21 protein-coding genes and 2 riboswitches are annotated in these 21,830 nt (G+C 71.2%); of the genes, 3 read left to right on the top strand and 18 right to left on the bottom strand.

The window, feature by feature from the left end:
• Positions 1–10 precede the first annotated feature (10 nt).
• The 6 genes from ACN9M0_RS25990 to ACN9M0_RS25965 all read right to left on the bottom strand — a co-directional run bounded on the left by ACN9M0_RS25990 (position 11) and on the right by ACN9M0_RS25965 (position 5,265).
• Positions 11–1,009 carry a methionine synthase gene (locus ACN9M0_RS25990; protein WP_366035988.1) on the bottom strand — a complete coding sequence of 333 codons (999 nt, stop codon included), beginning with the start codon at positions 1,007–1,009 and terminating at the stop codon, positions 11–13.
• Positions 1,010–1,011: 2 nt separating this feature from the next.
• On the bottom strand, positions 1,012–1,710 hold the full coding sequence (locus ACN9M0_RS25985) for an SDR family oxidoreductase (protein ID WP_366035989.1): 699 nt from the start codon (positions 1,708–1,710) through the stop codon (positions 1,012–1,014).
• Between the two features lie 14 nt (positions 1,711–1,724).
• Entirely contained in the window at positions 1,725–2,195 is a 471-nt protein-coding gene (locus ACN9M0_RS25980; RefSeq protein ID WP_426404301.1) for a hypothetical protein, read from the bottom strand.
• A gap of 101 nt (positions 2,196–2,296) precedes the next feature.
• Entirely contained in the window at positions 2,297–4,105 is a 1,809-nt protein-coding gene (locus ACN9M0_RS25975) for an alpha/beta hydrolase (RefSeq protein WP_426404300.1), read from the bottom strand.
• Positions 4,102–4,476, bottom strand: coding sequence for a hypothetical protein (locus ACN9M0_RS25970; protein ID WP_399696027.1), 375 nt, complete (start codon positions 4,474–4,476; stop codon positions 4,102–4,104). Before ACN9M0_RS25970 ends, ACN9M0_RS25975 begins: the two co-directional genes overlap by 4 nt.
• Positions 4,477–4,731: 255 nt before the next feature.
• Entirely contained in the window at positions 4,732–5,265 is a 534-nt protein-coding gene (locus ACN9M0_RS25965; RefSeq protein ID WP_399696028.1) for a TIGR00730 family Rossman fold protein, read from the bottom strand.
• 77 nt (positions 5,266–5,342) lie between these two features.
• Between ACN9M0_RS25965 and ACN9M0_RS25960 the strand changes: the two genes are divergently transcribed.
• Positions 5,343–5,927, top strand: coding sequence for an alpha/beta hydrolase (locus ACN9M0_RS25960; RefSeq protein ID WP_366035991.1), 585 nt, complete (start codon positions 5,343–5,345; stop codon positions 5,925–5,927).
• Here the strand turns inward: ACN9M0_RS25960 and mnmA are convergent.
• Positions 5,924–7,042, bottom strand: a complete 1,119-nt coding sequence (mnmA, locus tag ACN9M0_RS25955; RefSeq protein WP_366035992.1) for a tRNA 2-thiouridine(34) synthase MnmA — start codon at positions 7,040–7,042, stop codon at positions 5,924–5,926. The two genes, ACN9M0_RS25960 and mnmA, sit on opposite strands and share 4 nt — an antisense overlap.
• Before the next feature lie 61 nt (positions 7,043–7,103).
• Here mnmA and ACN9M0_RS25950 point away from each other — a divergent pair, with 61 nt between their 5' ends.
• Complete coding sequence (locus ACN9M0_RS25950) at positions 7,104–7,778, top strand: N-acetylmuramoyl-L-alanine amidase (protein WP_426405326.1); 675 nt, start codon at positions 7,104–7,106, stop codon at positions 7,776–7,778.
• Here the strand turns inward: ACN9M0_RS25950 and ACN9M0_RS25945 are convergent.
• The 11 genes from ACN9M0_RS25945 to ACN9M0_RS25895 all read right to left on the bottom strand — a co-directional run bounded on the left by ACN9M0_RS25945 (position 7,771) and on the right by ACN9M0_RS25895 (position 20,220).
• Complete coding sequence (locus ACN9M0_RS25945; RefSeq protein ID WP_366035993.1) at positions 7,771–8,934, bottom strand: cysteine desulfurase family protein; 1,164 nt, start codon at positions 8,932–8,934, stop codon at positions 7,771–7,773. The genes ACN9M0_RS25950 and ACN9M0_RS25945 overlap by 8 nt on opposite strands.
• Before the next feature lie 466 nt (positions 8,935–9,400).
• The gene (locus ACN9M0_RS25940; RefSeq protein WP_366035994.1) at positions 9,401–10,249 is read right to left on the bottom strand and encodes a thioesterase family protein; all 849 of its coding nucleotides are present in this window, start codon (positions 10,247–10,249) and stop codon (positions 9,401–9,403) included.
• Between the two features lie 24 nt (positions 10,250–10,273).
• Positions 10,274–10,951, bottom strand: a complete 678-nt coding sequence (locus ACN9M0_RS25935) for a trimeric intracellular cation channel family protein (RefSeq protein WP_366035995.1) — start codon at positions 10,949–10,951, stop codon at positions 10,274–10,276.
• Positions 10,952–11,080: 129 nt separating this feature from the next.
• Positions 11,081–12,310 carry an ABC transporter ATP-binding protein gene (locus ACN9M0_RS25930; protein WP_426404299.1) on the bottom strand — a complete coding sequence of 410 codons (1,230 nt, stop codon included), beginning with the start codon at positions 12,308–12,310 and terminating at the stop codon, positions 11,081–11,083.
• Positions 12,311–12,318: 8 nt separating this feature from the next.
• Positions 12,319–13,425 (bottom strand): ABC transporter ATP-binding protein, encoded by a 1,107-nt coding sequence (locus tag ACN9M0_RS25925; RefSeq protein WP_366035997.1) that lies wholly within the window; start codon positions 13,423–13,425, stop codon positions 12,319–12,321.
• Positions 13,422–14,420, bottom strand: a complete 999-nt coding sequence (locus tag ACN9M0_RS25920) for an ABC transporter permease (protein ID WP_366035998.1) — start codon at positions 14,418–14,420, stop codon at positions 13,422–13,424. Before ACN9M0_RS25920 ends, ACN9M0_RS25925 begins: the two co-directional genes overlap by 4 nt.
• A gap of 114 nt (positions 14,421–14,534) precedes the next feature.
• Complete coding sequence (locus tag ACN9M0_RS25915) at positions 14,535–16,298, bottom strand: ABC transporter substrate-binding protein (RefSeq protein ID WP_366035999.1); 1,764 nt, start codon at positions 16,296–16,298, stop codon at positions 14,535–14,537.
• Positions 16,299–16,408: 110 nt separating this feature from the next.
• Entirely contained in the window at positions 16,409–17,437 is a 1,029-nt protein-coding gene (locus ACN9M0_RS25910; protein WP_366036000.1) for an ABC transporter permease, read from the bottom strand.
• Between the two features lie 362 nt (positions 17,438–17,799).
• The gene (locus ACN9M0_RS25905) at positions 17,800–18,594 is read right to left on the bottom strand and encodes an enhanced serine sensitivity protein SseB C-terminal domain-containing protein (protein WP_366036001.1); all 795 of its coding nucleotides are present in this window, start codon (positions 18,592–18,594) and stop codon (positions 17,800–17,802) included.
• 77 nt (positions 18,595–18,671) lie between these two features.
• Complete coding sequence (locus tag ACN9M0_RS25900; RefSeq protein WP_366036002.1) at positions 18,672–19,412, bottom strand: enhanced serine sensitivity protein SseB; 741 nt, start codon at positions 19,410–19,412, stop codon at positions 18,672–18,674.
• A gap of 145 nt (positions 19,413–19,557) precedes the next feature.
• Positions 19,558–20,220: an AAA family ATPase gene (locus tag ACN9M0_RS25895; RefSeq protein ID WP_366036003.1), complete on the bottom strand. Its 663-nt coding sequence runs from the start codon at positions 20,218–20,220 to the stop codon at positions 19,558–19,560.
• Positions 20,221–20,380: 160 nt separating this feature from the next.
• A riboswitch (glycine riboswitch) is annotated at positions 20,381–20,480 on the top strand.
• Between the two features lies 1 nt (position 20,481).
• Positions 20,482–20,593, top strand: a riboswitch (glycine riboswitch).
• 61 nt (positions 20,594–20,654) lie between these two features.
• Between ACN9M0_RS25895 and gcvT the strand changes: the two genes are divergently transcribed.
• On the top strand, positions 20,655–21,779 hold the full coding sequence (gene gcvT, locus ACN9M0_RS25890) for a glycine cleavage system aminomethyltransferase GcvT (protein ID WP_366036004.1): 1,125 nt from the start codon (positions 20,655–20,657) through the stop codon (positions 21,777–21,779).
• Positions 21,780–21,830 lie beyond the last annotated feature (51 nt).

Here is a 21,830-nt window from a genome sequence, read left to right as displayed (position 1 = left end):
CGTCCTCCCGTTACTCAGGGTTGTCCGCGAGCGACCGTGCCGCTCTGACGCAGTGGGCGAGCGCCGCCCGGGCATAGGCGGGCGAAGCACCCGCGAGCCCGCACGAGGGGGTGACCACGACGGACTCCGCCAGAGTCCCCGGATTCAGCCCCAGCCTGCGCCACAGCGTCCTGACACCCATGACGCTACCTCCCGGGTCCGACAACGGGCCGTCAGTGGACGGCACCACACCGGCGAACAGCTTCGTCCCGGCCTCCACGGCCTCGCCGATCGGCTCCTCGTCACGTTCGGTGAGGAGCGAGAAATCGAACGAGACGCCCGCCGCCCCGGCCCGTCGCAGCAGCGCGAAGGGCACGTCGGGGGCGCAGGAGTGGACGACCACCGGCCCGTCGTGGACGGCCGTCACGTCCCGCAGGGCGCTCTCCACGACCTGCCGGTCGACGGCCCGGTACGTGCGGTAGCCGCTGGCGGTACGGACGTGGCCGCGCAGCACCGCGGTGAGCGAGGGCTCGTCGAGCTGGAGGACCGGCCGCGCCCCGGGGATCCGCTTGCGCAGCTCCGCGAGGTGCGTGCGGAGGCCCTCGGCGAGGGAGCCCGCCAGGTCGCGGCAGGCCCCTGCGTCGCCGAGGGCGGCCTCGCCACCGCTCAGCTCCAGGGCCGCGGCGAGCGTCCACGGGCCCACGGCCTGGACCTTGAGCGGGCCCTCGTACCCCTGGGTGAACTCCTCCAGGGCGTCGAGGTCCTCGCCGAGCCAGGAACGGGCCCGCCTGGTGTCGCGGCCCGGCCGGTCGCTGACCCGCCAGCCGCTCGGCTCCACGTGCGCGTACAGGTCGACGAGCATCCCGATCGTCCGGCCGATCATGTCGGCGCCGGGGCCGCGCGCGGGCAGCTCGGCGAGGAACGGGAAGTCCTCGAAGGATCCGGTGACCGTCTTCGCCGCCTCGCGCGCGTCGCCGCCGGGCAGGGACCCGACGCCGGTGGCGGGCCCGAAGAGCTTCGTCTCGACCATCTCTATCGTCCCGGGCGCACGGTGAGGTCGTTGATCTCCGCGTCGCGCGGCAGGTCGATCGCCGTGAGGATCGCCGTCGCGACCGACTCGGGGTCGATCCAGCGGGAGGCGTCGTACTCCTTGCCCTCCTGCTGGTGGACCTTCGCCTGCATGGGGCTGGCGGTGCGGCCCGGGTAGACGGAGGTCACCCGCACGCCGTTGGCGTGCTCCTCGTGGCGCAGGGAGTCCGCGAGGGCCTTGAGGCCGTGCTTGGAGGCGGCGTACGCGGCCCACTCGGCGTGCGCGTTGAGCCCGGCGCCCGAGTTCACGAAGACGACGTGGCCCTGGGAGACCCGCAGCTGGGGCAGGAAGTGGCGGGTCAGCTCGGCCGGGGCGACGAGGTTGACGTTCAGCTGGTGGTGCCAGGTCTTCGGGGTGAGGTCCCCGATCGGGCCGAGGTCGACGACACCCGCGATGTGCAGCAGGCTGTCGACCCGATCCGGGAGGCTCTGGTGCGAGAAGGCCCAGGACAGCCGGTCCGGGTCGGCGAGGTCCCCGACGAGGGTCCGCGCGCCGGGGAACAGCGCCGCCAGCTCCTTGGCCCGCCCCGCGTCGCGCGCGTGGAGCACGAGTTCGTCCCCGCGCCCGTGGAGACGGCGCGCGACGGCCGCGCCGATGCCGGAACCCGCTCCGGTGATCACATGTGTAGCCATGGGAGCCATGCTCCCACCTGCGGTCAGGAGGAGGGGGCGGGGGCGGGAGCCGTGGCGGACCAGAAGTCGGAGCGGACGTTGGGGGTGGGGATCTTGCCGTAGGGGTACGCGGGGCCGTTGGGCTTGGTGGCCGGTTCGGCGACGTCGGAGTGCTCGACACACGGGGTGGTGAGATCGAAGAACGCCTGGCCCTTGTACCCGACCGTGAGGTCGAACTCGAAGCCGTCGGGACTCCTGGCGAAGATGGACGGCATCTCCCGGTCCTGGTTCACACCGGTGATCTGGTAACCGCTCTTCTTCCAGAACCGCTCGATCACGCCGAGGAAGTTACCGCGCCGCTGCTCGGAGATGACGGTCGTCACAGCCCGGCGCCGCGTCACCGTGCAGCTTCCGCTGGTCCAGGTGTCGTGGGCCCACTGGACCTCAGGCGCGACCGCGCCCAGCGTGGCGTCCAGAATCGTGTCTGCCCGCTCCGCCGCTTTCTGCATGTTCATATCTGTCCTCGCTCCTCGGCCGCCCTGCCCTGCACACCCCGCGAGCACCGCGCCCGCCAGGATGACGGGGACGGCCGTCCGAACCATCCGCCCCAGTCTCTTCATCGGTGCTCCTCCGTAGTGATCAGGTCGGATCGCCCGGCGACGATCCTGGAGATGTTGTTGGCGGACTCAGGGTCCAGTTCCGGCGTGAAGTACTGGGAGTGGGCGTCGAAGCCGCCCCCTTCGACAATCATGCGGGGCCCGTCGTCGACCTTGAAGCGGCGGGCGTCGAAGGCCTCGCTCGCCGGGTCCTTGCCGAAGTACACGTCGTCGTTGCCGATGTCGAAGAGGTCGCGGGCGGGCAGGACGCCCAACGGGCCGCCCAGCGCCCAGCCCAGCGCCGCCTCACCCTTGGTCGGCAGGTGGGTCACAGGGTCGTTGTCCGCCGCGCCGACGAAGACGTGGTCCTTGCCGACACCGAGTTCCTCGGCCTTCTGTGCGTCCACGCCGGGGCTGCCGAGGAGGATGACGTCGTCGGCACCCGGGATTCCGCCGGACTGCTGGGCGGCCGTACCCACGGTGAGCGAGCCGTAAGAGTGTCCGATCGCCGTCACATGAGGGTCCCTGTTCTCGTTCGTCGCCGAGAGTCCCGCCATGAACTGGTTGTACGCCGGGGCGCCTCGCTCGGCGTCGCCCCTCGTCATGACGTCCACGTTCTGCGGGGCGTCGTAGCCAAGCCAGACGATCGCGGCACTGGACGGATCGAAGCGCCGGGCACCCCTAGCCGTGTCCTGGGCCCGCTTCATCGTGTCCGTGACGAACTCGTCGTTGAGCTTCGTCCCCAGACCTGGAACGTACGCCGAGACGTTCTTCGACGTGTCCGGGTTTCCGTACGCGACGATCGCGCGGCCGTTGCCCTCGTCGCCGATGCCGAGCAGGAACATCGGCGGGTCGCTCGGCTTGTTCAGCTTGTCCTGGATCATGCGGAGGGCGTCGAGCTTGGTCGTGGCGTCGTCGCCGCCCTGACGGGCCAGATCGTCCATCAGGATGGGGAGGTAGTTGCGGTTCGCCTCGTCGCGGGCGACCGACGGGATGCCGTCCAGGCCGCCGACCAGGTCGGGCGCGATCTCGAGGTACTCCCGGCGCTGTTCCTCGGTGAGCCCGTCCCACCACTTCTTGCGCTCGGTGGGGCTCTTGTCGTCCGGGACGTCCTCGCCGAGGTACGTGCCGGCCTTGCTGCGGACGTCGACGGTGTCCCGGGCGACGTCCTTCAGCGTGGCCTCGGTGACGTCGAGGCCCTTCTCCGCGCGCAGCCCGCTCAGGGTCTTCGCGTACCGGGCGTCGATCTCTCCGGCGGACCGGACGGCCCGCGCGATGCGGTCGGCCACGTCCTGCGCCTTCGCCGCGTTCGGGTTGAGCGGCTTGAAGCCCTGGTAGCCCGGGTACAGGGGCGACTGCCCGCCGACGCCGAAGCCGGGCGGTTCGAGGGGGAGGCGGGCACTGCCCCGGACGCTGCTGCCCGGGGCTTCCTGCTTCGCGCCGGTCAGGTCCTCGACCTCGGCGGCCGGGTAGCTCACGGAACCGTCCTCGTGGACGGTGAGGTTCAGGGCAGCGGCGTCCCCGAGGGCCTGCTTCAGCTGGTTCTGCGGTTCGGCGAGATCCGCGGCAAGTCCGTTGAGCGCCGTCCGGACGAGGCCGCACTCGCTGTGCACGTACTGGAAGTTGCGGCTCAGGCGCTGGAGCCGGCCGAGGGCCGCCTCCGCCGATTCACTCTCCTGGGTCTCGCGGAGCTTCGCGGACATCGCACGGTCGACCCGTACACGATCGGCGTCCGAACGGTTCGACACCTCGTGCCAGGTGTCTCCCGCCTCCGTCAGTGCGGAGGTCCTGAGGTCCCGTAACAGCTGCCAGGTGAGGGGACCGGTCATCGCCGCTCACCGGCCTTGCCGCCGGCATCGACGCCCTTGAAGGACCTCTCGATGGCGGTCTCGGTCTCGCCCATCTCCTTGGCGACCGTCAGCAGGGTCCCCTTGAGCTGCTCACACTCGTCCCGTAACGCCCCGAGGCGTTCCTCCCAGGACGTCCGCACGCCGGTGAGTGCCGTGACGGCGGTCAGTCCGGCGGCCCCGACCCCGAGGCCCTCGTGGCCGGGACCGAATAACGACCGGCTCGTCTCGGCGCCGGCCCTGAGGTCGCCCGCGGTGCCGGAGGCGCTGGTCCAGGGGCCTCCGCTGTGCTTGAGCCTGCCGTCCGCTCCCCCGCCGGTCCCCGGTTCCGGGGCCGTCGAGGCGAGGCTCATGACGGCCCCTCCGTCGTCCGCCGACCCCAACAGCTCCTGCCAGCGCTCCGATAACGACATCGCCGCCCCCGTCTCGTCCGCGTTCTGATTCCGCTTCCGCTTCCGCGCGGCACGAAGCTAGCGCAGAACATGACCACGTACGCAGTAGCGAACGACTTCCGGACAGAGAAATCGCGTCAGTTCATAGCAGCACACTCACGAGTGCGCAAGAGCACGCGTACACACATCGCACACGCAATCGATGAGGCGCACCGCTCAGCTGAGGCGGGACTCCAGGAACGCGAGGGTCGTCGCGCCGTCGTCGGCGAAGAAGACGAGGTCGGTGAGCGGGATCGGGAGGAAGCCCTCGGTCTCCATGCGGTGGAACTGGGCCTTCAGTCCGTCGTAGAAGCCCGCCGTGTTGAGGAGCACGACCGGCTTGGAGTGCTTGCCGTGCTTCTTCAGCTCCAGGATCTCGGTGGCCTCGTCGAGGGTGCCGGTGCCACCGACCATGACCACGATCGCGTCGGACTTGGCGAGGAGGAGCGCCTTGCGTTCGGCCAGGTCCCCGGCGACGACCATCTGGTCCGTGTTCGGGCGGGCCTTGTGGGCCAGGAAGTCGACGGTGACCCCGACGAGCCGGCCGCCCGCCTCCTCGACGCCGTCCGCGACGACCTTCATGAGGCCGGTGTCGGAGCCGCCCCAGACGAGGGTGTGGCCGGCCTTGCCGAGCAGGCCGGCGAACTCGCGGGCCGGGGCCGTGTAGCGCTCGTCGAGGTCGGCGGCGGAGAGGAAGACACAGATGTTCATGGACTCCACCGTAGGGGGTCCGGAAAAAGTCCGGCGGGCGGCGATGAGTTCCGGTGACGGTCCCGGTCTGCCCTGCCATGGACGAGGTGAGCACCACGCTGAGCAGGGTCCGGGGCCGGGTCGTGTCGCGGGACGGTACGGAGATCGCGTACGAGCGGTACGGGGACGGGAGCGCCGACGGGCGGTCGGTCGTGCTGGTGGGCGGGGCGCCGGGCGCGGACGGGAGCGGGCGGGCGCTGGCCGAGCTGCTGGCCCGGCGCTTCTCCGTCGTGACGTACGAGCGGCGCGGGCCGGCCGCGGTGGAGCGGGAGATCGAGGACCTGGCGGCCGTCCTGGAGGCGGCGGGCCCGGGCGCGGCCGTGCACGGCACGGAGACGGGCGGTGCGCTCGCGCTCGCGGGGGCGGCGGCCGGGCTGCCGGTGGGCGCGGTGTCGGTGTACGAGCCGACGGACACGGTCGGCGAGGAGGACCTGGGGCGGGTCGCCCCGCGCGTGCTCGTGGTCGACGGGGGCGCGAGCCCGGCGGCGACCCGTCGCGCGGCCCGGGCCCTGACGGCGGCCCTCCCCCGGGCCCGGCACCGCACCCTGACGGGCCAGACGGGCGAGGTGGCCCCGCACGTCCTGGCCCCGGTCCTGGAGGAGTTCCTGGACGAGCCGCTCTAGGCCGTGGCCGTCGCGGTCGTACGCCGCGTCGTCGCCGCGATCGTGGCCGAGCCGACCACGCGCGTGCCGTCGTACAGGACGATCGCCTGGCCGGGGGCCACGCCGCGGACGGGCTCGTCGAAGGTGACCTTCAGCTCCCCGTCCTCCATCGCCGCGCTCACCGGCGTCTCGCCGCCGTGGGCGCGGAGCTGAGCGGTGTAGCGGCCCGGTCCTTCGGGGGCGGTGCCGCACCAGCGGGGCTTGATCGCGGTGAGGGCGGTGACGTCGAGGGCCTCGGCGGGGCCGACCGTGACGGTGTTGTTCACGGGCGAGATGTCGAGGACGTAGCGCGGCTTGCCGTCCGCGGCCGGGTGGCCGATCCGCAGGCCCTTGCGCTGGCCGATGGTGAAGCCGTACGCGCCCTCGTGGCTGCCCACCTTCGTCCCTGCCTCGTCGACGATGTCGCCGTCCGCCTTGCCCAGGCGGGCGGCCAGGAAGCCCTGGGTGTCGCCGTCGGCGATGAAGCAGATGTCGTGGCTGTCGGGCTTCTTCGCGACCGCGAGCCCGCGCCGCTCGGCCTCCGCCCGGATCTCGTCCTTGGTGGTGAGGGTGTCGCCGAGCGGGAACATCGCGTGCGCGAGCTGCTTCTCGTCGAGCACGCCGAGCACGTACGACTGGTCCTTGGCCATGTCGGAGGCCCGGTGCAGCTCGCGGGTGCCGTCCTCGTTCAGGGCGACGGTGGCGTAGTGGCCGGTGCAGACCGCGTCGAAGCCGAGGGCGAGCGCCTTGTCGAGCAGCGCCGCGAACTTGATCTTCTCGTTGCAGCGCAGGCACGGGTTGGGCGTGCGGCCCGCCTCGTACTCCGCGACGAAGTCGTCGACGACGTCCTCGCGGAACCGCTCGGCGAGGTCCCACACGTAGAAGGGGATGCCGATGACGTCGGCCGCCCGGCGTGCGTCGCGCGAGTCCTCGATCGTGCAACAGCCGCGCGCTCCCGTACGGAAGGACTGCGGGTTCGCGGAGAGGGCCAGGTGCACGCCGGTGACGTCGTGGCCGGCTTCGGCGGCACGGGCGGCGGCGACGGCGGAGTCCACTCCACCCGACATGGCGGCGAGAACACGGAGAGTCTTAGTCATAGCCCTACCAGGGTACGGGGCGCCGGGAACCGCGATCGCGGTGATGAGCGTTCTCCGTGGCATGGGGAGCCAGTCGAAGGGCACGGGGAGCGGGGCGGACGGGCGGCGCGTGGGCCGGAGGGCCGTGCTGATCGGCGGCGCGGCCGCCGCGGTGGGCACGGTCGCGCTGGCCAGGGACGAGCTGGGGCGTCTGTGGTGGCGACTGCCGGGGATGGAGAAGAAGCGGGCCGAGGGGGAGCTGGACCACAAGGGCGCCGAGTGGACGTCGGCGGCGCGGGCGAACTGGCGGCGGGCCGACCGGCCGGACGACTACACGATCGACCGGGTCGTGATCCATGTCGTCCAGGGCAGCTACGCGAGCGCCCTGAAGGTCTTCAAGGACCCGGGGCACGGGGCCGCCGCGCACTACGTGGTCCGCAAGGACGGTCACGTGGCGCAGATGATCCGCGAGCTCGACGTCGCCTTCCACGCCGGGAACCGCGACATGAACGAGCGGAGCATCGGCATCGAGCACGAGGGCTTCGTCGACCGGCCGCAGGACTTCACGGCGGCGATGTACGAGGGTTCGGCGCGGCTCACCGCCGACATATGCGCCCGGTACGGGATACCCGTGGACCGGGAGCACATCATCGGGCACGTCGAGGTCGAGGGCACCGACCACACCGATCCCGGTCCGCACTGGGACTGGGACCGGTACATGGGGCTCGTACGGCGGGAGCGGACGAAGCTCAGCTGAGGCCCGCGGTCCTCGCGCGCTCGACGGCCGGGCCGATCGCCCCGGCGACCGCCGCGACGTCCTCCTTCGTGGAGGTGTGGCCGAGGGAGAAGCGGAGGGTGCCCCGGGCCAGGTCCGGGTCGGTGCCGGTGGCGAGCAGGACGTGGCTGGGCTGGGCGATGCCGGCGGTGCACGCGGAGCCCGTGGAGCAGGCGATGCCGGCCGCGTCGAGCAGCAGGAGCAGGGAGTCGCCCTCGCAGCCGGGGAAGGTGAAGTGGGCGTTGGCGGGGAGCCGCTCGACCGGGTCGCCGCCGAGGATCGCGTCGGGGACGGCCGTACGGACGGCGGTGACGAGTTCGTCGCGCAGGGCGCCGACCTCGCGGGCGAACTCCTCGCGTCCTTCGGTGGCCAGCCGGGCGGCGACGGCGAAGGCGGCGACGGCCGGCACGTCGAGGGTGCCGGAGCGGACGTGCCGCTCCTGCCCGCCGCCGTGCAGGACGGGAACGGGGGTGTGCTCGCGCCCCAGGAGCAGGGCGCCGATGCCGTAGGGGCCGCCGATCTTGTGGCCGGAGACGGTCATCGCGGCGAGTCCGGAGGCGGCGAAGTCGACCGGGACCTGGCCGACGGCCTGGACGGCGTCGGCGTGCAGGGGGACGCCGAACTCGGCGGCGACGTCGGCGAGTTCACGGACCGGCATGATCGTGCCGATCTCGTTGTTGGCCCACATGACGGTGGCCAGGGCGACGGAATCGGGGTCGCGGGCGATCGCCTCGCGCAGGGCCTCGGGGTGGACGCGGCCGTGGCGGTCGACGGGCAGGTACTCGACGGTGGCGCCCTCGTGCGTGGCGAGCCAGTCCACGGCGTCGAGGACGGCGTGGTGCTCGACCGGGCTGGCCAGGACGCGGGTGCGGCGGGGGTCGGCGTCGCGCCGGGCCCAGTACAGGCCCTTCACGGCGAGGTTGTCGGCCTCCGTGCCGCCGGAGGTGAAGACGACCTCGCTCGGCCGCGCGCCGAGCGAGGCGGCGAGCGTCTCGCGCCCCTCCTCGACGGTCCGCCGGGCCCGCCGTCCGGCGGCGTGCAGGGAGGAGGCGTTGCCCGTGACGGCGAGGTGGGCGGTCATCGCCTCGATCGCCTCGGGCAGCATGGGCGTGGTCGCGGCGTGGTCGAGGTAAGCCATGGTGGGTCGATTCTACGAGCCCGGGTACGCGGGCCCGGCGCCCGGCCCTTATACGCCGCGGACCGGGGCGGTTCTCGGCCGCGGGGGCTTGAGCCTCCGCCCGTCGCGGGCGACGCGCTCGCCGGCGCTCGTCGTGGGCCGCGCCTCCGCCTCGCCGTTGTGGGCAGTCGTTCCGCTGGGGCGGAACGGGTGGGCACCACGGACGGCGCCCTTGTCGGCGCCAGAGGCTTCCGCGCCCTGACCCGCACCCCTTTGTGCGGCGCGCGCGTGGTGCGGGTCCAGGCGCGGAACGCCGAGGCGCCGCTGGGGGCGCCGTCCCGTGGGCCCACCCTCCCCCAAGCTCTCGGCTTCGCTCGAGCAGGCGGGACCCCCATCGCCCCTGGGGGTCCCCCGGACGAAGCCTGGGGGAGGGACGATTGCCCACACGGGCAGGGCGCGGGCCCACACGGGGCCCGCACCCGCGGGGTCAGGGGCGTGGGGCGCGGGCCAGTTGGCGGGACTGGGCTACCAGGCGGTCCGCGCTGTCCCAGACCTCGGCGTCCTCCTCCAGGAAGCCGCCGGCCAGGTTCCGGGTGGTGATCGAGATCCGCAGCGGGCCCGGGGCCGGGCGGCAGCGGACGTGGGTGGTGAGCTCCACGGTCGGGGTCCAGCCCTTCAGGCCCAGCTCGAAGGAGGTCGGCGGCAGGGCGTCGACCGCGAGGAGCAGGGACAGGGCGTCGGGCTCGCGGCCGTCGGCCAGACCGAACCAGGCGCGCATCTCGCCCTTGCCGGAGGGGGCGCCGATCGCCCAGCCCACGCAGGCCGGGTCGAGCCGGAGGTCGAGCCGGTCGGCGATCGCGGAGGAGCCGGGGATCCTCGGGGCCGGGTTGTCGGCGGCGCTGAAGCAGTTCTCGATCGGGGCCATCGCCGGGGGCGTCGCGGAGGTGCGGACGTCGTCGGGGAGGGCGTCGAGGTCTCCGTACGAGGCGAGGACGCGGATGCGCTCGACCTCGGTGCCGTCCTCGGCGTACTGGAAGAGCGAGGCCTGACCGGTGGAGAGGGTCCGGCCGGTGCGGACGGTCTCCGTCCGGATCACTGCGGGGCCCGGCACGGAGGGCGTGAGGTAGTGCGCCGAGATCGTGAACGGATCCGGGTGCGGGAGGTGGTCGCCGAGGGCGCGGCCGAGCAGGGCGAGGAGGTAGCCGCCGTTGACGGCGTGGATGATCGTCCAGCCGGCGGAGAGGTCGGCGTCGTAGACACCGGGCTCCCGGAGGGCGACGGCGGTGTCGCGGTCGAACTCGTGGGGCGCGACGCTGGTCTCGGTGCTCGTGCTCATGTTTCCGACGGTACCGCAGGGTAGCTACTGAGCGGTAGCTTTTTCGGGCTCCTCGCGGGCGGAGGAGCGGCGGTTCCAGGCGCGGGGCGCGCGCCAGTGGTAGCGCATCGCGAGGAGCCGGAGCGCGAAGGCCGTGAGGACGGCGGCGCCGCTCGTGAACGCGTTGAGCATGTCGAACCGGATGCACAGCACGACCATCGTCGCGCCCACGATCGCCGGGACGGCGTACAGGTCCCGGTCCCAGCGCAGCAGCGACGGCACCTCGTTGGCGAGCACGTCCCGCAGCACACCGCCGCCGACGGCCGTCGCGAGACCGAGCACTGCGGAGGAGGTGAGGCCGAGGCCGTAGTCGTACGCCTTCGTCGTCCCCGTCACGCAGAAGAGCCCCAGGCCGGCCGCGTCGAACACGTTGACGGCGGTCTGGGTGCGCTCGACCTGCGGGTGGAGGAAGAAGACGAGGGCCGTCGCGATCAGTGGCATCAGGAAGTAGCCGAGATCCGTGAAGGCGGCGGGGGGCACGGCGCCGATGATCAGGTCGCGGAAGAGACCTCCGCCGAGGGCGGTGACCTCGGCGAGGACGGCGATGCCGAAGACGTCGAAGTTCTTGCGGACGGCGAGGAGGGCGCCGGAGATGGCGAAGACGAAGATGCCGACGAGATCGAGGGCGTGTTGGACGGAGGGGGTGAACAATTCGTGGAGCACGGCCCCATTGTCCCGGTTGTCCCGCCCGCCCCCGGACGCGGGGAGGCCCCTGTCGCCGTGCGGCGACAGGGGCCTCCCGGTCTCCCTCGGGGTCTCTCTCGAGGGCCCCCTCGGGGTCACCCCCGGGGCTCACTCCCCGGACGCGTCGTCCTCCGCGTCGGCCTTCACGTCGGCCTTCACGTCAGCCGTCGCCTCGGCCTTCGCTTCAGCCTCGGCCTCGCCCTTCACGCCGGCCTTCACGTCAGCCTCGGCCTCGGTCTCCGGTGCCTCGGTCTTCGCCACCGGCTCCGGCTCCGGCTCCGGCTCCGGCTCCGACGGATCCGGCTTCTTCGTGATCGTGACGTCCACCGACTGGCGGGCCTCCGGGACCGTCACGCCGTCCGCGTTCTCCGGGTGGTGGCAGGCCACGCGCTGGCCCGGGCGGAGCTCCAGGAGCGGCGGCTCCTGGGTGCGGCAGACGTCCGTGGCCTTCCAGCAGCGGGTGTGGAAGCGGCAGCCCGGCGGCGGGGCGATCGGGGACGGGACGTCGCCCTTGAGCAGGATGCGCTCGCTCTTGACTCCCCGGCGGCGCGGGTCGGGGACCGGCACCGCGGACATCAGGGCCCGGGTGTACGGGTGCATCGGGTTCTCGTACAGGGACTTGCGGTCCGCCAGCTCGACGATCTTGCCGAGGTACATCACCGCGATGCGGTCCGAGACGTGCCGGACGACCGAGAGGTCGTGCGCGATGAACACGTAGGTGAGGCCGAGCTCGTCCTGGAGGTCGTCCAGGAGGTTGACCACCTGCGCCTGGATGGAGACGTCCAGGGCCGAGACCGGCTCGTCCGCGACGACGAGCTTCGGCTTGAGGGCCAGGGCGCGGGCGATGCCGATGCGCTGGCGCTGGCCGCCGGAGAACTCGTGCGGGTAGCGGTTGTAGTGCTCGGGGTTCAGGCCGACCAGGCCCAGCAGCCGCTGGACCTCCTTCTTCACGCCGCCCTCGGGCTCGACGCCCTGGAGCTTGAAGGGGGCCGAGACGATCGAGCCGACCGTGTGGCGCGGGTTCAGCGAGCCGTACGGGTCCTGGAAGATCATCTGGACGTCCCGGCGCAGCGGGCGCATGCCCGACACGCCGAGGTGCGAGATGTCCGTGCCCTGGAACTCGATCTTGCCGCCGGTGGGTTCGAGCAGACGCGTGATCAGCCGGCCCATCGTGGACTTGCCGCAGCCGGACTCGCCGACGACGCCGAGGGTCTCACCGGGGTAGACCTCGAAATCCAGTCCGTCGACCGCCTTGACCGCACCGGTCTGACGCTGGAGCAGGCCCTTCCGGATGGGGAAGTGCTTCTGCAGGCCGGTGACCTTGAGCAGAGGTTCCATGTTGTCGCTCACAGTTTCGGCGCAATCTCTTCGTTCCAGATGCGGGTCCGCTCCTCCTGCGGCATGTGGCAGGCGGAGTGGTGACGCTCTCCGACGAGCGTCAGCTCCGGGCGCTGGGTGCGCGTGATGCCGCCCTTGGGGACGTCCGCGTACGGGCAGCGCGGGTTGAAGGCGCAGCCGCTGGGGACGTTGATGAGGCTGGGCGGGTTGCCCTTGACCGGGATGAGCCGCTCGGTCTGCTCGCGGTCGATCCTCGGCATCGAGCCGAGCAGGCCCCAGGTGTAGGGGTGCTGCGGCTCGTAGAAGACGGACTCGGCCGGGCCGCGCTCGACGCAGCGTCCGCCGTACATGACGAGGATGTCGTCGGCGAGCTCGGCGACGACGCCGAGGTCGTGGGTGATGATGACGACCGCGGAGCCGAACTCCTTCTGGAGGTCCCGCATCAGATCGAGGATCTGCGCCTGCACGGTGACGTCGAGCGCCGTGGTGGGCTCGTCGGCGATGAGCAGTTCGGGGTTGTTGACGAGCGCCATGGCGATCATCGCGCGCTGGCGCATGCCGCCGGAGAACTCGTGCGGGTAGTTCTCGAACCGCTTGGCGGGCTCGGGGATGCCGACCCGGTCGAGGAGTTCGATGGCCCGCTTCTTCGCCGTCTTCTTGTCGACGTCGTTGTGGACGCGGTACGCCTCCACGATCTGGTTGCCGACCGAGTAGTACGGGTGCATCGCGGACAGCGGGTCCTGGAAGATCATCGCCATCTCGCGGCCGCGCATCCGGCGGACCTCGTCGGGGTCCGCCGTGAGGAGCTCGCGGCCGTTCAGCCAGATCTCGCCGGAGATCTTCGCCTTCTGCCGGCCGTACTGGCCGACGGTGTGGAGGCCCATGATGCCGAGCGAGGTGACCGACTTGCCGGAGCCGGACTCGCCCACGATGCCGAGGGTCTTGCCCTTCTCCAGCTGGAAGCTGAGACCGTCGACCGACTTGACCAGACCGTCGTCGGTCGGGAAGTGGATCTTCAGGTCGCGCACGTCGAGGAAGGCGTCGGAGGGGGCGGACTTCCCGGTGTCGACGGGCTCTCCCACCGCCGCGCCGGTCTTCGTCAGCTTGTCCGTCATGCGAGCCTCACTCGGGGGTCGATCACCGCGTACAGCAGGTCCACCACGAGGTTCGCGATGACGACGCAGGCGGCGGTGATGAGGGTGACGGCCAGGATCAGTGGCAGGTCACGCTCGCTCACGCCCTTGATGGCGAGGCCGCCGAGGCCGTGGAGGCTGAACGCGGTCTCGGTCAGGATCGCGCCGCCGATGAGGGCGCCGAGGTCCATGCCGAAGATGGTCAGGATGGGGGTCATGGTGGAGCGCATGGCGTGCTTGCCGAGCACGACCGGCTCCGGCAGACCCTTGGCCCGCGCGGTGCGGATGTAGTCCTCGCCGAGGACCTCCAGCATGGTGGCGCGGGTGAGCCGCGCGTACATCGCCGCGTACAGGAAGGCGAGGGTGACCCAGGGCAGGAGCAGTCCGCCGAACCAGCCGCCGAAGGACTCGGTGATCGGCACGTACGAGGCGTCGACCCACTTGAGCTGGGTGCGGAAGACGAGCATCGCCAGCATGGCGGTGAAGAAGATGGGCAGCGAGACACCGGCGAGCGCGGTGATCATCGCCGCGCGGTCGATGATCGTGCCCCGCTTGAGCGCGGAGACCACACCCGTGGACACGCCCAGGACCAGCCACAGCACGGCGGCGCCGATGACCATGGACAGGGTGACCGGGAAGGCGTCGACCAGCATGGTCCAGACGTCCTGCTCGGTACGGAACGAGTAGCCGAAGCAGGGCGCGGCACAGTGGATCGTGTCGCCGCCGCCGGTGTAGTCCCGGCCGACGAAGATGCCGGAGACGAAGTGCCAGAACTGCACCAGGATCGGCTCGTCCAGGCCCAGCTTCTGCCGGATGGCCTCGATGGAAGCCGGATCCGCCTGCTTGCCGACGAACATCGCGGCAGGATCGCTGCCGGTCATCTTGGGGATGAGGAAGAAGATGCTGAGCGTCACCAGAGTGACGACGAGCAGCATCACGACGACTGCGAAGAGCCGTCGGACTATGTATGCAAGCATGCGGTCGGCCGGCCGGTGGCCGGGGAACCCGATCGGGTTCCCCGGCCACCGCCAACGGCCATCACCTGCCCTTCGGACCTGGCGGCGGGTGGTGCGCCGGTGTAGCGGGTCGGATTACTTGACGACGCCGAGCGACGCGTAGTCGTAGCGGCCGTTGTAGGCGTCCGCCGTGTAGACGTTGGTCAGCCGGGAGCTGCGCCAGATGATGTTCTTCTCGTGGGTGAAGGGCAGGTAGACCGCGGCCTCCGACACCTTCGTGTTGATCTGCTTGTAGAGCTCGCCGGCCTTGACCGGGTCGGTCTCCTTCAGCGCCTGGTCGAACAGGCCGTTGACGGCCTTGTCGTTCAGCTCGGAGAAGTTGTTGTTACCGCTCTGCAGGATGAAGCGGCCGTCGACCAGCGGCTGGAGGAAGCCCTGACCGGTCGGGAAGTCGGCGCCCCAGCCCATGATGATGATGCCGTAGCCCTTCTCCTTGACCACCTTCGGCGAACCGATGATGCCGGAGGTCTGGGCGCCGTCGAACTGGTCGATCTGGGCGTCGATGCCGACGGCCTTCAGCGACTGCTGGAGGGACTCGGCGGTCGCGATCTCGATCTTCTTGTTGTTGCGGACCGCGATCGTGGTCTTGAAGCCGTTCGGCTTGCCGCACTTCTTCAGCGCGTCCTTGGCCTTGGTCAGGTCCGCGGCGCCGGCGAGCTTGCCGTACGGGTCGGCCTTCGGGTCGGCACCCTTGATCGCCGGCGGCAGCATGTTGGAGGCGATGTCGCCACCGGCCTGCGGGCCACCACGGGCGGTCTGGAGGGACTTCGAGTCGGCCGCGTAGATGATGGCCTTGCGGCACTCGATGTTGGGGATCACCGTCTGCGGGAAGACCGCGTAGCGGATGAAGCCCGTCTGCGGGTTGTCGACGTTGCCCTTGTGCTGCTGGAGCACCTTCTGGCGGGCGGCGGCACCGACACCGGTCGCGTTGATGTCGAGGTCGTACTCGCCCTCGACCAGACGGTTGTCCATGTCGTCGGCGTTCGTGGTGAACGTGACGCTGATGGTGTCCGGCAGCGCCTTGCGGATGTTGTCCGACTTGGCGTCCCAGTTGGTGTTGCGGACGAGCTTCATGGACTTGTTCGGCGTGTACGACTGCCACTTGTACGGGCCGGAGGAGAACACGTTCAGGCCGTACTTGGCCTTGGTGTCCTTGTCCTGGCGGACCGGGGAGGCGGCAGGCATGGCCAGCATCTGCAGGAAGTCACCGTTGGCGACCGGCAGCTTGAAGATGATGGTCTTGTCGTCCGGGGTCTCGATCGCCTTCAGACCGAGCTTGTCCGCCGTGGTGTCCTTGTACGGGCCCTTGTACTCGCCCTTGGGGTCGAGGACCTGCTGGAGGTAGATCGGGCCGCCGGAGATGACGTCCTGCGCCCAGATGCGCTCGATGCCGTACTTGATGTCCTTGGAGGTGATCGGCTTGCCGTCCTCCCACTTCACGCCGTCCTTCAGCGTGAACGTGTAGGTGAGGCCGTCGGCCGAGACCTTGCCGGCGTCCGTGGCGAGGTCGGGGACCAGCTCGGTGGAGGCGGCGCCCGGCTCGGACTTGAAGCTGACCAGCTGGCGCGTGTAGTAGCGCTGGAAGTCCCACACGAAGCCGTAGTAGCCGCGCTGCGGGTCCCACGAGTCGGCCTCCTGCGAGCCGATGAACTTCAGCTCGCCGCCCTTCTTGTCGGAGGCGTTGGCAACCTTGTTCACGGCGGCGTTGAAGCCGGCCGCGCCCGCGTTGCCCTTGCCGCCACCGTTGTCGTTGCCGCCGCCACAGGCGGTGGCAGCGACCATCGTGGCCGCCGCAAGCAGCGCGCCCGCGGCGATTCTGCGCTGAGAGCTCTTCAGCATGGGTCCAGCAACCTCCGGGATAGTGGCGGCCGTTACGGCGGTCCGCCGATTTGGGGTGGGCCTCCTGTCGCCAGCGGCAGGGGCGGGTCTTGCGTGTCGTCGGCGAACGGTCAGCGGGAGCCCTTCGGGTCGAGCGCGTCACGCACGCCGTCGCCGAAGAGGTTGAACGCCAGAACGGTGATGAAGATCGCGAGGCCGGGGATCACCATGAACAGGGGGTCCGCCTCGTAGGTGGTGATGGCCGTCGACAGCATCTGGCCCCAGGAAGCGGTGGGAGGCTTCACACCCGCGCCGAGGAAGCTGAGCGCCGCTTCGGTGAGGATGTTGGTGGGGATCATGAGAGTCGCGTAGACCATGATCGGGGCGATCAGGTTCGGCAGCAGCTCGCGGCGCAGGATGTAGAGGCGGCCGGCGCCCAGGCTCTGGGCGGCCTCGACGTACTCGCGGTTGCGCAGCGAGAGCGTCTGGCCCCGGACGATGCGGCCGACGTACGGCCAGCCGAAGAAGCCGATCACCACGACCAGCGCGGCGATGCGCACGCCCGATCCGTCCAGGCCGAGGAACTCGTTCGGCAGCACCGAGACCAGGGCGATCGTGAAGAGCAGCTGCGGGAACGCCAGCATGACGTCCATGATCCGGCTGAGGGCCGCGTCGATCCAGCCACCGAAGTAGCCCGCGATGATCCCGAGGATCGTGCCGAGGAAGACCGCGAAGACCGCCGCCAGGAAGGCGACGAGCAGCGAGATCCGGGCGCCGTAGACGATCCGGCTGAAGACGTCACGGCCGTTGACGGGCTCGACGCCGAACAGGAAGTCGCCGTTCGCACCGCCCCAGGAGCCGATCGGGGTGCCGAACAGCGGGTCGATCTGGTCCTCGTGGAACTCGTCCGGCGGGTGGCCGAGGAGGCCGACGATGACCGGCGCGAAGATCGCGACGAGGATCAGGAAGACGACGACGAAGGCGCCCGCGAGGGCCAGCTTGTCGCGCTTGAGCCGGGTCCAGGCGATCTTCCAGGGCGAGCGCCCCTCGATCGCCTTGCCGGTGGCGCCGGAGTTGTCCGGAGTGCCGGGAGCGTCGGGCGCGCCGTCGACGGTGGCGGTCGCCTCGCCCGCACTCTTCTCGTGCAGTGGTGCCGTCATCGTGGTGAGGACCCCTCTCGGCCGCCGGTAGCCGGCCCTTGCCCGCCGCGGGTAGCGGCTCGGTGGAACAACCTGCTGGACATCGGCTCGAAAGGAGTCGAACGTCCTGTGTTCCGGGGAGTCTTCAATGCGCTTGTGATCACCCGCCAGACCTGAAGGTGAATGTTTGCTCAAACGTGATGCGGTGCTGCGACTTCCGTTATCCGGACGTCGTGATCACCTGAGCGGACCAACCGGGTCCCTCTTCCGCGCAATCGGACATGTCGCTCAACAGGTGTCGTGAGGTGTCGAATTGGGGTGAACGAAGGCCTCCGGAGCGGACTCCGGAGGCCTTTGCCGACAACTGGGACACGAGGGACGTCTCAGTATCCGGACGGAGTCGCCGGGGGGTATCCGTACCCCGGTACGGAGGCGGATCCGCGTCCGGCGTGCGCCTCGCGGTCGTAGAAGGGCCGCGCGTTCGCCCGCAGCCACAGGGCCACCGGGTCGTACGCGTCGGAGAGCGCGACCGTCGAGACGGGCAGCCCGTCGGGTACGGCGCCGATCGACTGCCGCATCATCGAGCGGACGTTGTCGACGGCCGCCGCGGACGTGTCGTACAGGTCGAGACCGATGGCGAGGTACGGGGAGCCGAGCGCCGGCTGCACCCAGCCGCGGCGCAGCGCCCGGACGGCCGGTGTGCGGTGCGCGTTCTGCGTGAGCAGGGCGTAGAACTGCGGGATCTCCAGGGCGGGCTCGGTGACGCGCAGCGGCCCGGCGGGCATCCGGTCGAGACCGGTGGCGATCCGGCGCAGGTCGGCCCAGGGGATGCCGAGGCCGCCGCCGGGGGCGTGCGGATTGAGCCAGACGCCCCAGCGGTCGGGGTAGAGGGCCCGGGCCATCTCGCGGCCGGTGACGAGCTCGTGGGCGCGGTTCCAGCCGGAGGCGGCGAGCTCCTGGGCGGAGGTGACGCAGGGCGCGTAGCCGAAGCCGTCGACCTCCATGTTCCCGTACTGGGCGTCGGGCGAGCCGGGGGCGCCCTGCCAGAGCAGCATCCAGAGCTCGCCGTCAGCGAGGGCGTGCAGCAACTGCTCGTACGCGTCGTAGCGTCCGGGTGCCACCTGGCGCAGCATGTGCTCGACCCGTCCTCCGGTCGCAGCGGTGCCTGACGCGCTCACCCTGGGTCCCGCCCCTCTTCCGTCCACCACGTACGTCTGTCCAGCGATCGAGTCAGTTCAGCTTAAACAGGGGGCCGTCACACGGCGGCGCGCTGGTAGAAGGGGCGTACCCGCTCCAGCATCCAGTCGCCGACCGGGTCCTGCGCCATGTCGAGCAGGATCAGGTTGACCGGCCAGGCGACCTCGACCCGGCCGAGGGCGCGGCCGAGGGCGTCCAGGGGCGCGGTGCGGTCGGCTCCCTCCCAGTGGGAGAGCTGGACGCCGATGAAGAGGGCCGGTTCGGTGCCCTCGACGCTGGCGAGGGCGCGGCGGGCGGTGGCGACGACTCCGGTGGCCTCGAACTCGGCGGAGGCGGCGGCGAGGAAGTCGACCGGGTCGTCCTGCCAGTCGGGCTCGAAGAGCCGGACGCGGCCGCCGCTGGCGGGGCCGTCGAGCGGGGTGCGGCCGGCGCGGCAGAGCTCGGCGACGGCGGGCGGGGGCAGCGGGACGCCGACGGTTCCGCCGGGGTTCACGGCGATGCCGAGCTGCGGGGGCAGGCCGCGGGCGAAGTCACGGGCGGGGGCGACGGTGAAGGACATGTGGTCGCCGACGCAGGCGAGGAACTGCTGCTCGGAGCTGAAGACGGGGACGTACGCCGCGCCGTCGATCTCCAGGGTGGCGAGGTCCAGGCCGGGGCTGTCGGGGCCGCCGCCGTTGGGCAGGGGCACCCAGACGGGGCTGCGGCCCAGCACCTCGACCAGCCGGCCGCCCGCCTCGGGGTTGCCGAGTGAGGCGGCGAGGACCTCTTCGAGCTCGTTGCCCGGCCACGTCACGTCCACGGTCCCGTTTCCCCTTCTCGCACGGCCTGCCGCACCGGCCGCCCGGCAGCACCCTAACGCCGCCCCGGCGCCGCCGTGGCCAAAAGGGAAGGGTACGGGCGTCCCGGGACGGGTATGGGACGCCCCCACCTCCTGGAACCGTCCCTCAGGCCGCCTGGCGGAAGCCGATCCTCCGCAGGGAGTCGGCCGCGTCCCGGTCGAGGAGGGTCGCCGAGGCGCAGCCGTGCGGCAGGCTGCCCGACTCGGCGGCCCTCAGGAGCCGGCCGACGGCCCGCCGGTGCCGTGCGAAGGCGTACGCGGAGACGCCCCGGCCCCGGGCGTGCTGGCCGGCCCTCGCGGTGTCCGGGGCGACGTCGAGGAGGAGCAGGTGCAGGGCGCGGCCGCGCCGCCGCGCCTCGCGGGCGAGCCAGCCCCGCACCCAGGACTGGGTGCCGCAGTCGTGGACGATCACGCTGGCGCCGGAGCGCAGGGCGCGGCGCAGTCCCGCGTAGTGCGCGATCCGGACGAGGGGGCGGTAGACGGCGTACGGCAGGAGGCGGGGCATGCGGGCCTCCCAGCGCTCGCGGGCGTCCTGGGAGTCGATGCCGCTGCCCTCGGCGGCGCGCTTCATGAGGGTGGACTTGCCGCTGCCGGGCAGCCCGGAGACGACGACGAGGTCGCCGGCGGCGAAGGTGAGGGCGCGGGGGCCGCGGCCGCCGCGCTCGCGCAGGTCCCGCAGGAGGCGGCCTCGGCGGCGGCTCCGGGCGCGGGCCCGCTGGGTCGGTATGCCGGTACTCGTCGCGTATGCGCCGGTGTGCTGGATCCTCATCGCTCTCCCCCTGTCGGGTCTCAGGAGACCTGAGGAGACCCTTGCCCACGAAGTGTAAAGAAACGGTAATGCGGCACAAGTGATTTGCCCGGCCGACACCGCGTGCGATGATGTGCGCGCCAGGCGCGCACAGTCGCCGCACAATCGCATACCGGCCGCTCGAATCCGCGCGGGAGAGTTCCGGACCGCCGAGCGCGTCCGGGCGCCGAAGGAGCAAGACCCTCCCTTGAATCTCTCAGGCCCCGTACCGCGCGGATGAGGCAGATCTGAAAAGCGGGACACCGTGTCGTGTCCCCACCCAAGGTGCAAGCCGATCTCTCGGTGACGAGATGCTCTCGGTGAACCTCTCAGGTTCCATGACAGATGGGGAGGACGTCCTCGCCCGTCATGTGTTTTCGTCACCGATCACGCCCTTGGGACCCGGGAGCCACCCCATGAGCACTGCCCCCCGCCTGACCGCCCTCGATGCCCTGCATCGTTCGCTGGGCGCGACCATGACCGACTTCGCCGGCTGGGACATGCCGCTGCGGTACGGCAGCGAGCGCGACGAGCACAACGCCGTCCGCACCCGCGCCGGTCTCTTCGACCTCTCGCACATGGGCGAGATCACGGTCACCGGCCCGCAGGCCGTGGAGCTCCTCGACCACGCCCTGGTCGGCAACATCTCGACCGTGGGCAACGGCCGCGCCCGCTACACGATGATCTGCCAGGAGGACGGCGGCATCCTCGACGACCTGATCGTCTACCGCCTCGGCGAGACGGAGTACATGGTCGTCGCCAACGCCTCCAACGCCCAGATCGTCCTGGACGCGCTCGTCGCCCGCTCCGAGGGCTTCGACGCCGAGGTGCGCGACGACCGTGACGCGTACGCCCTGATCGCGGTCCAGGGCCCGGAGTCCCCCGGCATCCTGAAGTCGATCACCGACGCCGACCTGGACGGCCTGAAGTACTACGCCGGCCTGCCCGGCACGGTCGCGGGCGTGCCGGCGCTGATCGCCCGCACCGGCTACACCGGCGAGGACGGCTTCGAGCTGTTCCTGAAGCCCGAGCACGCCGAGGGCGTCTGGCGGGCGCTGACCGAGGCGGGCGAGGGCGTCGGCCTGATCCCCTGCGGCCTGTCCTGCCGTGACACGCTCCGCCTGGAGGCGGGCATGCCGCTGTACGGCCACGAGCTGACCACCGCCCTCACCCCCTTCGACGCGGGCCTGGGCCGGGTCGTGAAGTTCGAGAAGACGAGCAACGAGGGCCGCTTCGTCGGCCGCGAGGCGCTGGAGAAGGCCGCCGAGCGCGCCGAGACCGCCCCGCCGCGCAAGCTCGTCGGCCTGGTCGCCGAGGGCCGCCGGGTCCCGCGCGCCGGCTTCCAGGTCGTCAAGGACGGCGAGGTCATCGGCGAGGTCACCTCCGGCGCCCCGTCCCCGACCCTCGGAAAGCCGATCGCGATGGCGTACGTGGACGCGGCGCACGCCGCGCCCGGCACCCAGGGTGTAGGTGTGGACATCCGCGGCACCCACGAGCCCTACGAGGTCGTCGCCCTGCCGTTCTACAAGCGCCAGAAGTGACGCAGTCGTCTCACCTCGCGTCTCACCCCGCAAGACCCACGTTCATCAGTA

Origin of the sequence: Streptomyces sp. R-07 (assembly GCF_049913175.1) — a bacterium.
Classification (GTDB): domain Bacteria; phylum Actinomycetota; class Actinomycetes; order Streptomycetales; family Streptomycetaceae; genus Streptomyces.
This window is presented reverse-complemented; position numbering and strand designations above follow the sequence as displayed.

Bases quoted from the DNA above. Each gene is read 5' to 3' on its own strand.
- ACN9M0_RS25940 (WP_366035994.1), bottom strand. From the start codon at position 10,249: ATGAGCACGAGCACCGAGACCAGCGTCGCGCCCCACGAGTTCGACCGC.
- ACN9M0_RS25910 (WP_366036000.1), bottom strand. From the start codon at position 17,437: ATGACGGCACCACTGCACGAGAAGAGTGCGGGCGAGGCGACCGCCACC.
- ACN9M0_RS25925 (WP_366035997.1), bottom strand. From the start codon at position 13,425: ATGACGGACAAGCTGACGAAGACCGGCGCGGCGGTGGGAGAGCCCGTC.
- mnmA (WP_366035992.1), bottom strand. From the start codon at position 7,042: ATGACTAAGACTCTCCGTGTTCTCGCCGCCATGTCGGGTGGAGTGGAC.
- ACN9M0_RS25970 (WP_399696027.1), bottom strand. From the start codon at position 4,476: ATGAGCCTCGCCTCGACGGCCCCGGAACCGGGGACCGGCGGGGGAGCG.
- ACN9M0_RS25895 (WP_366036003.1), bottom strand. From the start codon at position 20,220: ATGAGGATCCAGCACACCGGCGCATACGCGACGAGTACCGGCATACCG.
- ACN9M0_RS25960 (WP_366035991.1), top strand. From the start codon at position 5,343: ATGGACGAGGTGAGCACCACGCTGAGCAGGGTCCGGGGCCGGGTCGTG.
- ACN9M0_RS25980 (WP_426404301.1), bottom strand. From the start codon at position 2,195: ATGAACATGCAGAAAGCGGCGGAGCGGGCAGACACGATTCTGGACGCC.
- ACN9M0_RS25950 (WP_426405326.1), top strand. From the start codon at position 7,104: ATGGGGAGCCAGTCGAAGGGCACGGGGAGCGGGGCGGACGGGCGGCGC.
- ACN9M0_RS25915 (WP_366035999.1), bottom strand. From the start codon at position 16,298: ATGCTGAAGAGCTCTCAGCGCAGAATCGCCGCGGGCGCGCTGCTTGCG.
- ACN9M0_RS25930 (WP_426404299.1), bottom strand. From the start codon at position 12,310: ATGGAACCTCTGCTCAAGGTCACCGGCCTGCAGAAGCACTTCCCCATC.
- ACN9M0_RS25965 (WP_399696028.1), bottom strand. From the start codon at position 5,265: ATGAACATCTGTGTCTTCCTCTCCGCCGCCGACCTCGACGAGCGCTAC.
- ACN9M0_RS25975 (WP_426404300.1), bottom strand. From the start codon at position 4,105: ATGACCGGTCCCCTCACCTGGCAGCTGTTACGGGACCTCAGGACCTCC.
- ACN9M0_RS25945 (WP_366035993.1), bottom strand. From the start codon at position 8,934: ATGGCTTACCTCGACCACGCCGCGACCACGCCCATGCTGCCCGAGGCG.
- ACN9M0_RS25985 (WP_366035989.1), bottom strand. From the start codon at position 1,710: ATGGCTCCCATGGCTACACATGTGATCACCGGAGCGGGTTCCGGCATC.
- ACN9M0_RS25920 (WP_366035998.1), bottom strand. From the start codon at position 14,420: ATGCTTGCATACATAGTCCGACGGCTCTTCGCAGTCGTCGTGATGCTG.
- gcvT (WP_366036004.1), top strand. From the start codon at position 20,655: ATGAGCACTGCCCCCCGCCTGACCGCCCTCGATGCCCTGCATCGTTCG.
- ACN9M0_RS25990 (WP_366035988.1), bottom strand. From the start codon at position 1,009: ATGGTCGAGACGAAGCTCTTCGGGCCCGCCACCGGCGTCGGGTCCCTG.